16 protein-coding genes are annotated in these 14,488 nt (G+C 73.3%); 12 read left to right on the forward strand and 4 right to left on the reverse strand.

Going from position 1 to position 14,488, the window contains the following annotated elements:
- The 9 genes from ACYF6T_RS26415 to mug form a co-directional block, all read left to right on the forward strand.
- Nucleotides 1–1,006 (forward strand): ABC transporter permease (locus ACYF6T_RS26415; RefSeq protein WP_461699445.1); only part of this gene is annotated, 1,006 nt, incomplete at its 5' end.
- Nucleotides 1,007–1,052: 46 nt separating this feature from the next.
- A complete protein-coding gene (locus ACYF6T_RS26420; RefSeq protein WP_461699446.1) occupies nt 1,053–1,940 on the forward strand; it encodes an LLM class F420-dependent oxidoreductase in 888 nt (295 codons plus the stop codon).
- Nucleotides 1,941–1,997: 57 nt separating this feature from the next.
- Nucleotides 1,998–2,423 (forward strand): GNAT family N-acetyltransferase, encoded by a 426-nt coding sequence (locus ACYF6T_RS26425; protein WP_461699448.1) that lies wholly within the window; start codon nt 1,998–2,000, stop codon nt 2,421–2,423.
- Between the two features lie 168 nt (nt 2,424–2,591).
- Nucleotides 2,592–3,914, forward strand: coding sequence for a hemolysin family protein (locus ACYF6T_RS26430; protein WP_461699449.1), 1,323 nt, complete (start codon nt 2,592–2,594; stop codon nt 3,912–3,914).
- Nucleotides 3,911–4,924, forward strand: a complete 1,014-nt coding sequence (locus ACYF6T_RS26435; RefSeq protein ID WP_461699450.1) for a hemolysin family protein — start codon at nt 3,911–3,913, stop codon at nt 4,922–4,924. The genes ACYF6T_RS26430 and ACYF6T_RS26435 overlap by 4 nt, the downstream gene beginning before the upstream one ends.
- Nucleotides 4,925–5,013: 89 nt before the next feature.
- Nucleotides 5,014–5,796 carry an SGNH/GDSL hydrolase family protein gene (locus ACYF6T_RS26440; protein ID WP_461699451.1) on the forward strand — a complete coding sequence of 261 codons (783 nt, stop codon included), beginning with the start codon at nt 5,014–5,016 and terminating at the stop codon, nt 5,794–5,796.
- A 7-nt stretch (nt 5,797–5,803) separates the two neighbouring features.
- Nucleotides 5,804–6,151, forward strand: a complete 348-nt coding sequence (locus tag ACYF6T_RS26445) for a DUF4326 domain-containing protein (protein WP_461699452.1) — start codon at nt 5,804–5,806, stop codon at nt 6,149–6,151.
- A gap of 59 nt (nt 6,152–6,210) precedes the next feature.
- A complete protein-coding gene (purB, locus tag ACYF6T_RS26450; protein ID WP_461699453.1) occupies nt 6,211–7,653 on the forward strand; it encodes an adenylosuccinate lyase in 1,443 nt (480 codons plus the stop codon).
- Nucleotides 7,650–8,195, forward strand: coding sequence for a G/U mismatch-specific DNA glycosylase (gene mug, locus ACYF6T_RS26455; RefSeq protein ID WP_461699602.1), 546 nt, complete (start codon nt 7,650–7,652; stop codon nt 8,193–8,195). Before purB ends, mug begins: the two co-directional genes overlap by 4 nt.
- 10 nt (nt 8,196–8,205) lie before the next feature.
- Here mug and ACYF6T_RS26460 read toward each other — a convergent pair whose 3' ends face one another.
- The 3 genes from ACYF6T_RS26460 to ACYF6T_RS26470 are packed head-to-tail and all read right to left on the reverse strand — an operon-like array spanning nt 8,206 to nt 10,279.
- Complete coding sequence (locus ACYF6T_RS26460) at nt 8,206–8,604, reverse strand: hypothetical protein (RefSeq protein WP_461699454.1); 399 nt, start codon at nt 8,602–8,604, stop codon at nt 8,206–8,208.
- A 41-nt stretch (nt 8,605–8,645) separates the two neighbouring features.
- Nucleotides 8,646–9,356, reverse strand: coding sequence for an ABC transporter permease (locus ACYF6T_RS26465; RefSeq protein WP_461699456.1), 711 nt, complete (start codon nt 9,354–9,356; stop codon nt 8,646–8,648).
- 2 nt (nt 9,357–9,358) lie between these two features.
- Entirely contained in the window at nt 9,359–10,279 is a 921-nt protein-coding gene (locus ACYF6T_RS26470) for an ABC transporter ATP-binding protein (protein ID WP_461699457.1), read from the reverse strand.
- A gap of 107 nt (nt 10,280–10,386) precedes the next feature.
- Here ACYF6T_RS26470 and ACYF6T_RS26475 point away from each other — a divergent pair, with 107 nt between their 5' ends.
- The 3 genes from ACYF6T_RS26475 to ACYF6T_RS26485 all read left to right on the forward strand — a co-directional run bounded on the left by ACYF6T_RS26475 (nt 10,387) and on the right by ACYF6T_RS26485 (nt 13,475).
- Nucleotides 10,387–11,556 (forward strand): sensor histidine kinase, encoded by a 1,170-nt coding sequence (locus ACYF6T_RS26475; protein ID WP_461699459.1) that lies wholly within the window; start codon nt 10,387–10,389, stop codon nt 11,554–11,556.
- 14 nt (nt 11,557–11,570) lie between these two features.
- Nucleotides 11,571–12,230: a response regulator transcription factor gene (locus tag ACYF6T_RS26480; protein ID WP_461699460.1), complete on the forward strand. Its 660-nt coding sequence runs from the start codon at nt 11,571–11,573 to the stop codon at nt 12,228–12,230.
- An 87-nt stretch (nt 12,231–12,317) separates the two neighbouring features.
- Entirely contained in the window at nt 12,318–13,475 is a 1,158-nt protein-coding gene (locus ACYF6T_RS26485; protein WP_461699461.1) for an ROK family transcriptional regulator, read from the forward strand.
- Between the two features lie 93 nt (nt 13,476–13,568).
- On the opposite strand, the gene ACYF6T_RS26490 is transcribed toward ACYF6T_RS26485, so the two are convergent.
- Nucleotides 13,569–14,330, reverse strand: a complete 762-nt coding sequence (locus ACYF6T_RS26490; RefSeq protein WP_461699462.1) for a GntR family transcriptional regulator — start codon at nt 14,328–14,330, stop codon at nt 13,569–13,571.
- Nucleotides 14,331–14,488 lie beyond the last annotated feature (158 nt).

A 14,488-nucleotide genomic window follows, 5' to 3' on the forward strand; every position in this document is an offset into this window, starting at 1 on the left:
CCAGCAGATCGACAAGACGCTGGGCGCCGACTTCATGGTGCAGAACGGCAACTTCCTGCCCTTCTCCCAGGAGGTCACCGACAAGGTGCGCGGCACGGACGGGGTCGGTCTCGTCGTACGGGAGCGGTTCACCGGCGTGCGGGTGCACCTGCCCGACGGCAAGCGGATCGAGACCACCGCGGCCGGCTTCGACCCGCGGATCGACGACGTCGCGCACATCACGTACGCGCGGGGCGACACGGCGGCCGCGCTCGCGGACGGCAGCATGGGCATGGACGCCGACTGGGCGAAGGACCACGGGATCCGGCTGGGCAGCACGATCCCCGTCACCTTCCCCGACCGCACCACGGACCGGGTGAGGGTGGGCGCTCTCACCGATCAGGAGGGCTCCAGCGGGTTCGGCACTCAAGGCGGGCTCTTCTTCGGCATCAGGACGGTAGAGAAGCACGTGCCCGGCGGCCAGGACACCGTGCTGTTCGTCAACGCCGGGTCCGGCACCAGCCCCGACCGGCTGCGCGCCTCCCTGGAGAAGACCCTCGACCCCTATCCGCAGGTCCAGGTCCGCGACCAGGCCGACTACAAGAAGCTGATCCACGACCAGATCGCCGTGCTGCTGTACCTGGTGTACGCGCTGCTCGGGCTCGCGATCGTCATCGCGGTGCTCGGCGTGGTCAACACCCTCGCCCTGTCGGTCGTCGAGCGCACCCGGGAGATCGGGCTGCTGCGCGCCATCGGGCTCGCCCGGCGCCAGCTGCGCCGGATGATCCGGCTGGAGTCGGTGGTGATCGCGGTGTTCGGCGCTGTGCTGGGGCTGGCGCTCGGGCTGGTGTGGGGTGTGTGCACCCAGCAGGTGCTGGCGCTGCAGGGCATGAAGGCGCTCGCGATCCCCTGGAGCACCATCGTCGCCGTCGTCGTCGGCTCGGCGGTCGTGGGCATCGTGGCGGCCCTGCTGCCCGCGTTGCGTGCATCCCGCATGAATGTGCTGGCGGCCATCGCGCACGAGTGATGGGATGCGGATGGGTTCTCAAGTCACCTTCGGTTGAGGAGAGTTCATGCCGCGTCCGTTCCGTTTCGGGGTCAGTATGGTCAGCCCGGCGCCCGCCGAGGAGTGGGGCGCCAAGTGCCGCCGGGCCGAGGAGCTCGGGTACGACGTGATCCACGTACCCGACCACCTGGGCATGGTGGCGCCGTTCCCGGCGCTGGTCGCGGCGGCCGCGGCGACCGAGCGGCCACGGGTGGGCACGTTCGTGCTCAACGCGGGCTTCTGGAACCCGGTACTGCTCGCCCGCGAGGTGGCCACCACGGACGCGCTGACCGGTGGGCGCCTCGAACTCGGGCTCGGCACCGGCTATGTCCGCGCCGAGCACGACACGGCGGGCCTGCCGTGGGGTTCCCCCGGCGAGCGGGTGGACCATCTGCGGCGCACGGTCGAGGAGTTGGACCGGCTCCTGGGCTCCGCGGACCACCAGCCGCGGCCCGTGCAGCAGCGGGTGCCGTTGATGATCGGCGGCAACGGCGACCGCATGCTGCGGCTGACCGCCGAGCACGCCGACATCGCGGCCTTCACCGGCGCCCGCCTGGCGCCCGGGAGTTCGACGGGGCGGCTGCTGCCGTTCTCGGCGGCGGAGCTGGAGGAGAGCGTGGCTCGCTACCTGCGGCACGCGCAGGGCCGTACGGAACCCGCCGAACTGAACCTGCTCATCCAGCTGGTGGCGGTCACCGGCGACCGCGAGGCCGCCGTCCGCCCGCTCGTCGAGCGGGTGGACGGCGCGACCGTGGAGGGCGCCCTGGAACTGCCGATCCTGCTGGTGGGCACGGTGGAGGAGATCGTGGCGCAGGTGCTGGCGCAGCGCGAGCGGTACGGCTTCACGTATCTCACGGTGCTGGAGCCGTCCATGGAGGCGTTCGCGCCGGTTCTCGCCGCGCTGCGGGACCGGTGAGCGTCCGGATGCCGGAATGTCCCGTCCCCGGCGCGACGCGACTGATGGGATCACCGTATGACTGAGCTACGGATCCGGGCCGCGGCGCCCGGCGACCTCGACAGCGTGCTGGCCTTCTGGAAGACGGCCGCGGAGGGCACCAGCATCAGCGACGACCGGGACGGCGTGGAGCGGCTGGTCGCCCGCGACCCGGAGGCGCTGATCCTCGCCGAGGCGGACGGCGAGCTGGTGGGCACGGTGATCGCCGGCTTCGACGGCTGGCGCTGCCATCTGTACCGGCTCGCGGTGCACCCCGGCCGGCGCCGGCAGGGGATCGGCTCGGCGCTGCTCGCGGCGGCCGAGGAGCGCTTCGTACGGCTGGGCGGGCGGCGCGGGGACGCGATGGTGCTGGTGCGCAACCAGACCGCCCATCATGCCTGGCGTGCTGCGGGGTACGCGCCCGAGGAGCACTGGCGACGGTGGGTGAAGCCGCTCACCGACTGAGCCGCTTTGCCGATCCTTTACCATGGGAGGACCGTATGCGACTCCGATCCGGTCCGCCGACGAAAGGTGTGAGCGTCCGCCCATGGGCGAGCCTCCCAGTACCCCCCGCAGCAGGCGACATCGCGCGCGCCTCCGCCCCCTGTCCGATCATGGGACGGAGGTGACCCGATGACCGAAGTGCTCCTCCTGCTGGTGGCGATCCTGCTGTCGCTCGCCTGCGGCGCCTTCGTGGCGGCCGAGTTCTCGCTGACCACGGTCGAGCGCGGCGAGCTGGAACAGGCCGTGGAGCGCGGCGAGCGCGGCGCCGCGGGCGCTCTGAAGGCCGTGCGGAACCTCACCTTCCAGCTCTCCGGCGCCCAGCTCGGCATCACCGTCACCAACCTGGTGGTCGGCATGCTCGCCGAACCGTCGATCGCCGAGCTGATCGCGGGCCCGATCGAGGCGCTGGGCCTGTCCCGCTCGGTGGCCACGTCGGTCGCCCTGGTCCTCGGCACGGCCCTGTCGACCGTCTTCCTGATGGTCGTCGGCGAACTGGTGCCGAAGAACTGGGCGATCTCCTCCCCGCTCGCCGTGGCCCGCCGCGTCGGCAACGCACAGCGCTGGTTCAGCGCGGCCTTCCGCCCGTTCATCACCCACCTCAACAACACGGCCAACCGTGTCGTACGGCGCTTCGGCGTGGAGCCGACCGAGGAACTCGCCGCCGCCCGCGGCCCCCAGGAGCTCGCTGCGCTCGCCCGGCACTCCGCCAAGGAGGGCGCCCTGGAGGCGGACACCGCCGAGCTGTTCGTGCGCACCCTCAACCTCGCCGACCTCACCGCGGAGAACGTGATGACGCCCCGCGTCCAGGTCATCGCCCTGGACGCCCAGGCGACCTGCGAGGACGTCGCGAACGCGACCCGCGCGACGGGCCTGTCCCGGTTCCCCGTCTACCGGGGCAGCCTCGACTCGGTCGTCGGCACCGCCCACATCAAGGACGTGCTCGCGGTACCCGCCGAGCGCCGGCCGCGCGTCCCGGTCTCCGAGCTGATGCGCGAACCGCTCCTGGTCCCGGAGTCGCTCACGGTCGACCGCCTGCTGGACCGGCTCTCCGGCAAGCGCACGATGGCCGTCGTCATCGACGAGTACGGCGGCACAGCGGGTGTGGCGACGCTGGAGGACATCGTCGAGGAGGTCGTCGGCGAGGTGCGCGACGAGCACGACCCGCACGAGACGCCCGACCTCGCGCCGGCGGGCAGCGACGACGAGGGCCGGGCTCTGTACTCGGCCGACGGTTCGGCGCGCGTCGACCAGCTCGCGCGCGTGGGGCTGCGGGCGCCGGAGGGACCGTACGAGACGCTGGCCGGGCTCGTCGCCGCGGAGCTGGGGCGCATCCCGGCCGCGGGCGACCACGTGGAGGTCGCCGGCTGGCGGCTGGACGTGGTGGACGCGGCCGGGCGCAGGGCGGCGCGGGTGCTGATGCACGCGCCGTTCGAGGACCGGGAGGCACTGTGACCGCGCTGCAACTGCTGATCGCCGCGGCGACGCTCGTCGTCAACGCCTTCTTCGTGGGCGCCGAGTTCGCGCTGATCTCCGTACGGCGATCGCAGATCGAACCGCACGCCGAGCAGGGGGACCGGCGGGCCAGGAGCGTGCTGTGGGGGCTGCAGCACGTGTCGGCGCTGCTGGCCGCGGCGCAGCTCGGCATCACGCTGTGCACGCTGGTCCTCGGTGTGGTCGCGGAGCCGGCGATCGCTCATCTGCTGGAGCCGGTGTTCCACGCGGTCGGCGTGCCGGCGAGCGCGGGGCACGCGGTGTCGTTCGTCATCGCGCTGGTCCTGGCGACGTACGCGCACATGCTGCTCGGCGAGATGGTGCCGAAGAACATCGCGCTGGCCGAGCCGGTGCGCAGTGCGCTGGTGCTGGGCCCGCCGCTGGTGGCCCTCTCCCGCGCCCTGCGTCCGGTGATCTTCACTATCAACGCCTTCGCCAACGCCCTGCTGCGGCTGCTGCGGGTGGAGACCAAGGACGAGGTCACCGCGACCTTCTCGGACGCCGAGCTGGCCCAGATCGTCACGGACGCCGGCCAGGCGGGCCTCATCGACGACCGGGCCCTGGAGCGGCTGCACGACGCGCTGGAGCTGGGCCGCCGTCCGGTGCGCGACGTCGTCCTGCCGCTGGAAGGCGTCGTCTACGCGCGCGTGGGCGTCACGCCCGAGGAGCTGGAGCGCCTGTCAGCCGAGTCCGGCTTCTCCCGCTTCCCGGTGGTGGACGCCACCCGCCGGATCGTCGGCTACCTGCACGTGAAGGACGCGCTGGACGCCTCTCCCCGGGACGTGCCGTTCCGGGTGCGGGACATGCGCCCCATCGCACGCGTGCGGGAGTCCACCCCGCTGGACGACGTCCTCACCGCGATGCGCGGCAGCCGCACGCACCTGGCGGCGGTCCTGGGCGCCGACGGCCGGCTGGCGGGGCTGGTGACGATGGAGGACGTGCTGCGGGAGCTGTTCGGGCAGCGGGCCTGACACGGCCGGCCTGGCCCAACGTGGCCGGCCCGGCGTGGACACCCTGACCGACCGGCGGGTATGGAAAGCGGGTTACCATCTCTGTCGCCATGCAGACGAACCCCACCCACTCCAGCCTGGTCGCGGTCGGCGACTCCTTCACCGAGGGCATGTCGGACCTGCTGCCCGACGGCACCTACCGCGGCTGGGCCGACCTCCTCGCCGGCCGGATGGCCGCCGTGACGCCCGGCTTCCGGTACGCCAACCTCGCGGTGCGCGGCAAGCTGATCGGGCAGATCGTCGACGAGCAGGTCGACGTCGCGGCGGCCATGCGGGCCGACGTCGTCACGCTCGTCGGCGGCCTCAACGACACGCTGCGGCCCAAGTGCGACATGGGCAGGGTGCGGGGGCTGCTGACCGAGGCGGTGGAGAAGCTGGCGCCGTCGTGCAAGCAGCTGGTGCTGATGCGCAGTCCCGGTCGGCAGGGGCCGGTGCTGGAGCGTTTCCGGCCGCGCATGGAGGAGCTGTTCGCCACCGTCGACGAGCTCGCCGAACGGCACGGCGCCGTGGTGGTCGACCTGTACGGCGCGCCCTCGCTCGCCGATCCCCGGCTGTGGGACGTGGACCGGCTGCACCTGACGGCCGAGGGGCACCGGCGGGTCGCGGAGGCGGTCTGGCAGGCGCTCGGCTACGACCCCGAGGACACCGGCTGGCACACCCCGATGCCGGCCACGGTGCCACCGCACTGGCTGGCCCGCCGCCTGGCGGACGCCCGCTTCGCCCGCCGGCACCTGCTCCCCTGGATCGGCCGCCGCCTGACGGGCCGCTCCTCCGGCGACGGCCGCCCGCCGAAGCGACCGGAACTGCTGCCGTACGAGGGCCCGACGGGGTGACCCCCGGGTGACCACGCGGGTGATCAACCTCAGGGGCCGCCTCCACGACTTCGGCCCCCGGCTGGAACACGCGCCCGCGGACGTGGTCTACGTCGGCCGCCGCTGGACGCTGGGCGGCTGGGACCTGCCGAGGCACCCGCTGTACAACCCCTTCGCCTACGACACCCCGAAGCGCCGTCGCGACGGCACCCGCGCCGAGGTCATGGCGCTGTACCGGGCGTACCTGCTGGAGCGGCCGGAGCTGCTGGAGCTGGTGCCCGAGCTGCGCGGACGGACGCTGGCCTGCTGGTGCGCGCCCGCACTCTGTCACGCCGGCGTCCTGGCCGAGCTGGCCGACGTGGCGCCCGTCTCGTAGCTTCCCACGAACAACCCCGTGGCGCTGGCCTGCACGAATCGCCAGTAGAATCCCTCTACGTGACTTCCGCTCCCGCCAAGCCCCGCATCCCGAACGTCCTCGCCGGACGCTACGCCTCCGCCGAGCTCGCCACGCTCTGGTCGCCCGAGCAGAAGGTGAAGCTGGAGCGGCAGCTCTGGCTTGCCGTGCTGCGGGCCCAGAAGGACCTCGGCATCGAGGTGCCGGACGCGGCTATCGCCGACTACGAGCGTGTCCTCGACACCGTCGACCTGGCCTCCATCGCCGAGCGCGAGAAGGTCACGCGGCACGACGTGAAGGCGCGGATCGAGGAGTTCAACGACCTCGCCGGCCACGAGCAGGTCCACAAGGGCATGACCTCCCGCGACCTCACGGAGAACGTGGAGCAGTTGCAGATCCGGCTCTCGCTGGAGCTGATGCGCGACCGTACGGTGGCCGTGCTGGCGCGGCTGGCCAAGCTGGCCGGCGAGTACGGCGAGCTGGTCATGGCCGGCCGCTCCCACAACGTCGCCGCGCAGGCGACCACCCTGGGCAAGCGGTTCGCGACCGCCGCCGACGAGCTGCTCGTGGCGTACGGCCGGGTGGAGGAGCTGCTCGCCCGTTACCCGCTGCGCGGCATCAAGGGCCCGGTCGGCACGGCCCAGGACATGCTGGACCTGCTCGGCGGGGACGCGGCGAAGCTCGCCGAGCTGGAGGACCGCATCGCCCGGCACCTCGGCTTCTCGCAGGCGTTCACCTCGGTCGGCCAGGTCTACCCGCGCTCGCTGGACTACGAGGTGGTCACGGCCCTCGTCCAGCTGGCCGCCGCCCCCTCCTCGCTGGCCAAGACGATCCGGCTGATGGCCGGGCACGAGCTGGTCACCGAGGGTTTCAAGCCCGGCCAGGTCGGTTCCTCCGCGATGCCGCACAAGATGAACACCCGCTCCTGCGAGCGCGTCAACGGCCTGATGGTGATCCTGCGCGGCTACGCCTCGATGACGGGCGAGCTGGCGGGCGACCAGTGGAACGAGGGCGACGTGTCCTGCTCGGTGGTGCGCCGGGTCGCGCTGCCGGACGCGTTCTTCGCCCTCGACGGCCTGCTGGAGACGTTCCTGACGGTCCTCGACGAGTTCGGCGCCTTCCCGGCCGTCGTGGCCCGCGAGCTGGACCGCTACCTGCCCTTCCTGGCCACCACGAAGGTGCTGATGGGCGCGGTGCGCGCCGGCGTCGGCCGCGAGGTCGCACACGAGGCCATCAAGGAGAACGCCGTCGCCTCCGCGCTGGCGATGCGCGAACAGGGCGCCGAGCGCAACGAACTGCTCGACAAGCTCGCCGCGGACGAGCGCATCCCGCTCGACCGGGCCGAGCTGGACGCCCTGATGGCCGACAAGCTGTCGTTCACGGGCGCCGCCGCCGACCAGGTCGCCGCGGTCGTCGGCCGCGTCGAGGAGATCGTCAAGCAGCACCCGGAGGCCGCGGGCTACACGCCGGGGGCGATCCTCTGACCCGCTTCACCCCTGCTGAGCTGGAGGCCGCCCGCGACCGTCTCGTACCGGACGTGGTCGCGGACGGCCTCAAGGTGCTGTTCTGCGGCATCAATCCCGGCCTGATGACGGCGGCCACGGGCCACCACTTCGCCCGGCCCGGCAATCGCTTCTGGCCGGTGCTGCACCTGTCGGGGTTCACGCCGAGGCTGCTGAAGCCGTCGGAGCAGCGGGAGTTGCCGGCGTACGGGCTCGGCATCACGAACGTGGTGGCACGGGCGACGGCCCGGGCCGACGAGCTGAGCGCGGAGGAGTACCGCGAGGGCGGACGGCGACTGGCGCTGAAGGTGGCCCGGCTCAGGCCGCGTTGGCTGGCCGTGGTGGGCGTGACGGCCTACCGGGCCGCCTTCGACGACCGCAAGGCCCAGGTGGGGCCGCAGGAGCGGGTCATCGGGGACACGCGGGTGTGGGTGCTGCCCAACCCCAGCGGGCTGAACGCGCATTGGACGGCCGCGACGATGGCGGAGGAGTTCGCGCGGTTGCGGGTGGCGGCCGAGGGGTGACCGGTCGGGCTCACGCCGGGGCGACGTCCGAGCCGACGAGGAGCAGCCGCACCGCGGCCTCGGGGTCGGTGTCGGCCACGGCGACGACGACCCAGCGGCCGGTGTCGGTGTTCTCCCAGCCGCGCACTTCGACCACCTCCCCGGCGAGCCTCGCCCAGGGTTCGGGTATCTCCTCGCCGCGGCCCACGCGCTCCTGGAGGGTGCCGGTCCCCCAGCGCGCCGGAGCTCCGCGCCGGGCGGTCAGCAGGTCCGTGAGGGCGCCTTCGAGGGCGTACACGTCGTCCGCCGTCGGCTCCCCCTCGCACTCCTCCCCGCCGCTTCCCCCTAACTCCACTATTCGGTAGCCGGAGCCGTCCAGCTGCCCGGACCACAGCTCGTCGACCAGGGCGAGACACGTCACGATGTCCATGTGATCCAGTATTCCGCCCACCACTGACAATTGGCGGCTCGTCAGGCGTCCCGGCGCCGGACGCTCCACGCCCCGGCGAGCAAGGCGGCCGCCGTCCACAGCGCCGTCACGGCGAGGCCGGCCCACGGGCCGAGGGTCCCCGGCGGGTTCTCGTACAGCACTGCCTGTCCCGCCTTGTCGGGCAGGAAGTCGGCCACAGTACCGGCCGCGTCGCCGACCACGAAGGAGACGACCAGGATGAACGGGATCAGCAGCGACAGGGTGGCGACGCCGCTGCGCAGCACGGCCGTGAGACCGGCCGCGAGCAGGGACATGAGCGTCAGGTAGATCCCGCAGCCCACGACCGCGCGCACCTGCTCCCCCACGCTCGGCCCGGGTGCCGTCCGCGCCACCGCCAGGGCGGCCGCGCCGGTGACGAGGCCGACCGGCAGCACCGGCAGGGCCACCGCCGTCACCTTCGCCGCGAACCAGCGTCCGCGCCACGGCACCGCGGTCAGCGCCGGCCGGAGCCCGCCCCCGGGGAACTCCGACGACACGGCCATGGCCCCGAAGGACACGGCGGCGATCTGTCCCGGCAGGACACCGGAGAACGCCGTGAACAGCGGGTCGACATCCGGGGTCGAGGCGTCGGAGGCACCGGCCAGCGCGGAGAACGCCGTGGTGGCGGCGAACAGGGCGAGCAGGGTGGCGAGCAGGGAACGCAGGGTGCGGATCTTGAGCCACTCCGACCGGAGCACGGGGACGAACGGCATGGTCAGGCCTCCTGGGGCTGTGCGGCGAACTCGGTCTCGGTGGCGGCCAGATCCAGATAGGCCTGTTCCAGGGTGGCCTCCTCGGTGGCGAGTTCGAGGAGCGGTACGCCCGCGGCGGAGGCGAGCCGGCCGATGTCGTCCACGCGTGCGTGCGGCACGGTCCAGTGCCCGTCCTCGTGCTCGACGGCCGTGTGGCCGTGACGGGCGAGGAGGTCGCGCAGGGCGGGGGCGTCCGTCGTGCGGACGCGGACGCCCGGTCGCACGCGCGCGTGGATGAACTCCCGCATGGGGGTGTCCGCCAGGAGCCTGCCCCGGCCGAGGACGACGAGGTGGTCGGCGAAGGAGGCGGTCTCGTGCATGAGATGGCTGGAGACCAGGACCGTGCGCCCCTGGGCCGCGAGGCGGCGCAGCAACCCGCGGATCCAGACGATGCCTTCGGGGTCGAGGCCGTTGGACGGCTCGTCGAGCAGGACCACTCCGGGGTCGCCGAGCAGGGCGGCCGCGATGCCCAGTCGCTGCCGCATGCCCAGGGAGTACGTCCGGGTCCGGCGCCGGGCCACCGAGGCCAGGCCGCTCTCCTGGAGCACCTCGTCGACACGGCGGTCGGGGATGCGGTTGCTCGCCGCCAGGATGCGCAGATGATCGCGGCCGGTGCGGGCACCGTGGGCGGCCTGGGCGTCGAGGAGGGCGCCGACATGGCGCAGGGGTGCGCGGAAGGTGGCGTAGGCGCGTCCGCCGATCGTGGCCGTGCCGGAAGTCGGCCGGTCCAGGCCGAGCACGAGCCGCAGGGTGGTGGACTTTCCGGCGCCGTTGGGGCCGAGGAAGCCGGTGACGCGGCCGGGGCGCACGGTGAACGTCAGGTCGTCCACGGCTCGTCGGGTGCCGTACTCCTTGGTGAGGGCGCGGACTTCGATACTGGTCATGGCAGCAGCCTGGCGATCGGGGCGGAGCGGTTCCTCCCCCGCGGGTGGAGACCGTCTCCCCCGTGCGAGGGAGGACCGTTGTCGGTGGCGGCTGGCACGATGACCGAATGGTCCGCTTGCTGCGCCCGTTCGGCCGGGCGGTGACGTACACACGGTCGCTGCATCTGTTCGTCGCGATCGTGTGGCCGGCCATGTGGCTGTTCGTCGACGAGGCGTGGTGGACCTGGGCGGCGGCGGCCGCCCTGCTCGTCCCGGCGGGTCTGGTGCCGGCGATGCGCACCGTGGAGGGACTGCAGGCCAGGCTGTTGCTGACCGGGCACCGGCACGACAGCGAGGGCGCCGGCATCGTCGTCGCGCCGTCCGCCTCCTGGAGCGACCGGGGCCGGCTCGTGGTGTGGCTGCAGGCGCGGCTGCTGCTCGGCTGTGTCGCCTCGATGCTGATCGTCCAACTCCTGCTGGCCTCGGTGGGATTGGTGTCCGGCGTGTTCGGCGGCGACGTCGGACAGGGTGCGCTGCTGCACCTCGACGGGCGTCAGTGGTGGCATGTCCTGCTGGTGCTCCCGGTGCTGGCCGCGCTGGCGGTGACGGTGGCCGGGTCGGGCCACCTCGTCACGGCGCTCGCCCACCGGCTCCTGGGCCCCTCCCCGGCCGAGCGTCTCGCCGCCCTGGAGGAGCGCACGGAACAACTCCTGGAGCGCACCCGCATCGCCCGCGAACTGCACGACTCCATCGGCCACGCCCTCACCGTGGCCGTCGTGCAGGCCGGTGCCGCCCGCGCGGCCGGCGACCCCGCGTTCACCGACCGGGCCCTGGACGCCATCGAGGAGACCGGCCGAGCCGCCCTGGAGGACCTGGAGCGCGTCCTGGGCGTCCTGCGCGAGTCCAGCCGGCCGGTGGGCGGACGGCCCACGCTCGTGGACGCCGGCCGCCTGCTGGAGTCGGCGCGCGCCTCGGGCGCGAAGGTCGACGCCGATCTGACCGGTTCCTTGGACACGGTTCCGGATCCGGTCTCCCGCGAGGGCTACCGCATCCTCCAGGAGTCGCTGACGAACGTGCTGCGGCACGCGGGAGCCGTCCCCGTCCGGGTGCGCGTCGACGTCGGCGACGGCGCGCTCGCCCTCGAAGTCCGCAACCCCCTCACCGCGCCGGTACCGGGCCCCGGGCGGGGCAGCGGACTGCGCGGCATACGCGAGCGCGCGGCGCTGCTGGGGGGCCGCGCGCGCACCGGGCCCGACGAGGGCGACTGGCAGGTGCGGGTGGAGCTGCCGCTGAGTTGATCTACGCTGGCCGGATGCCGGTGACCGTGCTTCTAGTCGACGACGAACCCCTCGTACGCGCCGGTCTGCGGGCCGTCCTGGAGGCGCAGCCCGACATCGAGGTCGTCGGGGAGGCGGCCGACGGGGCGGCGGTGATCCCGCTGGTGCGGCGGCTGCGTCCCGACGTGGTCGCGATGGACGTACGGATGCCGCTGATGGACGGCATCGAGGCCACGCGGGCGGTGCTGCGGACGGTCGAGGCGCCCCCGAAGATCCTGGTGGTGACGACGTTCGAGAACGACGAGTACGTGTACGAGGCACTGCGGGCCGGCGCCGACGGGTTCCTGCTCAAGCGGGCCCGGCCGGCGGAGATCGTGCACGCCGTGCGGCTGGTCGCGGAGGGCGAGTCGCTCCTGTTCCCCGCCTCCGTGCGGCAGTTGGCCGCCGCCTACGGGGACGGCGGCAACCGGGCGGCGCGGGCCGCGCTGGAGCGGGCGCGGCTGACCGAGCGGGAGGCGGAGGTGCTGCGGCTGATGGCGCGCGGCCTGTCGAACGCGGAGATCGCCGAGCGGCTGGTGGTCGGCACGGAGACGGTGAAGTCGCATGTGAGCGCGGTGCTGGCGAAGCTGGGGGCGCGCGACCGCACGCAGGCGGTGATCGCCGCCTACGAGTCGGGGTTCGTCGCGCCGGGCTGATCCGGTGGCGCGGGGCCTGGCACTCGCCGGTGTCCTCCGCTCCGAGTACGATCCGGCCAACACGCGCACGAGCTGGGAGGACGGACGGTGGGGCGGCTGACCGGCGGGGATCCCTCGCTGCTGCGAAGGATCAACTCCGCGGTGGTGCTGCACGCGCTGCGCGCCACGGACTGCGCGACGCTGACGGAGATCACCCGGGTGACCGGGTTGTCCCGGCCGACCGTCGAGGGCGTCGTCGAGGACCTCATCGAGGCGGGGTACGTCGTCGAGAAGGCGGCCGACGAGAGTGTCGTACGACGTCAGGGGCGGCCCGCGCGGAGGTTCCGCTTCCGGGCCGAGGCGGGGCATCTGCTGGGGCTGGAGATCGGGCCGCACCGCGTCGCCGCGCTCCTGGCCGACCTGGACGGACGGGTGCTCGGCGCGCAGGCCAAGGACGTCGACGAGCGGGCGCCGGCCGACGAGCGGCTGGAGCGGCTGCGCACGGCGGTCGCCGAGCTGCTGCGCCGGGCCGGTGTGCCGCGCAGTTCGCTGCGCGCGGTGGGGGTCGCCACGCCCGGGATCGTGGAGGCCGACGGCACCGTACGGCTGGGCACCGCGCTGCCGCAGTGGACGGGACTGCGGCTCGGGGAGCGGCTGAGCCGGTCCTTCAAGTGCCCGGTGCTGGTGGAGAACGACGCCAACGCCGCGGCCGTCGCCGAGCACTGGAAGGGCGCGGCCACCGAGTCCGACGACATGGTGTTCGTGCTGGCGGGGCTCAGTCCGGGGGCCGGTTCGCTGATCGGGGGGCGGCTGCACCGCGGGTACGGCGGGGCGGCCGGCGAGATCGGCGCACTGCATCTGCTGGGCCGCGAGGCGACTCCGGAGACGCTGCTGTCCACCACCGACGAGCCCCTCCACCCGCTGGACGAGCAGGCCGTCGCGGCGGTCTTCGCGCAGGCCCGCGAGGGCGACCGGCGCGCCCGCGCGGCCGTCGAGCGCTTCATCCAGCGCCTCGTCCACGACGTCGCCGCCCTGGTCCTCGCCCTCGACCCCGAACTCGTCGTCATCGGCGGCTGGGCGGCCGGTCTGGACGGCGTACTGGAGCCCCTGCGCCGGGAGTTGGCCCGCTACTGCCTGCGCCCGCCGAAGGTGACCCTGTCACTGCTCGGCGAGGCGGCGGTGGCCACGGGCGCGCTCCGGCTGGCGCTCGACCACGTGGAGGAGCAGCTGTTCGCGGTGGAGGGCACGGTGACGGCTCGGCGCTGAGAGGCGCGCGAGCCGGCAGGGAAGCCTGCGTCCTGCGCACCCCGCCCGCGGGCTCCGCGCCCCGGAAGGCTCGGGGCGCGGAGTTCGTCGGGGTCAGGACGCCCGGCGCTGCGCGTCCTCGTGTATCTCCACGCCGTCCGAGTCGCCGAACGTCAGCCGGCAGGTGTCCGCCCGGTACGTGGCCACGGAGAGCGCCGCCGTGCGGCCGCCGGCGAGGAAGCGGGTGGTGACGACGAGGACGGGCGAGCCGGGGAGGCGGTCCAGTTCCTTGGCGTCGTCGGCGCGGGCCGAACCCAGCTCCACCGCGCTGTCGCGGCCCTCCAGCTCCAGCCGCTGCAGCTCGCGCAGCACGGCACGCGCGCGTGCCGGCCCGGACGGGGCGTCGATGGCGGACAGGTCGGGCACGGACGCGGCCGGCACGTGGAGCAGCTCGGCGGCGACGGGCTGGCCGTTCGACACGCGGGAGCGACGGACGGTGTGGACGGGCTCGTCCGGTCCGGTGCCCAGGGCGGCGGCGACGGCCGCGGGCGGCACCTGCAACGTGCAGTCGACGGCCTGCCAGACGTCACCGGCCGCGCCCGGCCAGGCGTGCTGTTCGGTGCCGACGGCCACGCCCACGCGCGGCGGGGCGACGGTCGTGCCGACACCGCGGCGGCGCTGCAGGCGGCCCTCCAGTTCGAGCTGCTCCAGCGCCTGGCGCAACGTGGCGCGGGCGACACCGAAACGGGCCGCCAGATCACGCTCGTTGGGCAGGATCTCGCCCACGGAGAACTCGGAGTCCAGTGCCTCGGTGAGCACGGTCTTGAGATGCCAGTACTTCGGTTCCGGCACCGATTCCAACTGCGTGGTCCCCACCCTGTCCTCCGCAATCGCCCTGGTCCCGCGGCTTTTAGCGCCCTTGTTTATTAAAGGTTGTTGCACTTCTCTGCGACCATAGGGCGGCCCAAACCCTTGGTCAAGACCAATCCTCGATCCCATAGGGAACACAGAGAGCGGTTGCCGCACGGCGTTCA

Source organism: Streptomyces sp. 7R007 (assembly GCF_054850255.1).

Bases quoted from the DNA above. Each gene is read 5' to 3' on its own strand.
- ACYF6T_RS26425 (WP_461699448.1), top strand. From the start codon at position 1,998: ATGACTGAGCTACGGATCCGGGCCGCGGCGCCCGGCGACCTCGACAGC.
- ACYF6T_RS26465 (WP_461699456.1), bottom strand. From the start codon at position 9,356: ATGCCGTTCGTCCCCGTGCTCCGGTCGGAGTGGCTCAAGATCCGCACC.
- ACYF6T_RS26430 (WP_461699449.1), top strand. From the start codon at position 2,592: ATGACCGAAGTGCTCCTCCTGCTGGTGGCGATCCTGCTGTCGCTCGCC.
- ACYF6T_RS26460 (WP_461699454.1), bottom strand. From the start codon at position 8,604: ATGGACATCGTGACGTGTCTCGCCCTGGTCGACGAGCTGTGGTCCGGG.
- ACYF6T_RS26470 (WP_461699457.1), bottom strand. From the start codon at position 10,279: ATGACCAGTATCGAAGTCCGCGCCCTCACCAAGGAGTACGGCACCCGA.
- ACYF6T_RS26475 (WP_461699459.1), top strand. From the start codon at position 10,387: ATGGTCCGCTTGCTGCGCCCGTTCGGCCGGGCGGTGACGTACACACGG.
- ACYF6T_RS26420 (WP_461699446.1), top strand. From the start codon at position 1,053: ATGCCGCGTCCGTTCCGTTTCGGGGTCAGTATGGTCAGCCCGGCGCCC.
- ACYF6T_RS26440 (WP_461699451.1), top strand. From the start codon at position 5,014: ATGCAGACGAACCCCACCCACTCCAGCCTGGTCGCGGTCGGCGACTCC.
- ACYF6T_RS26480 (WP_461699460.1), top strand. From the start codon at position 11,571: ATGCCGGTGACCGTGCTTCTAGTCGACGACGAACCCCTCGTACGCGCC.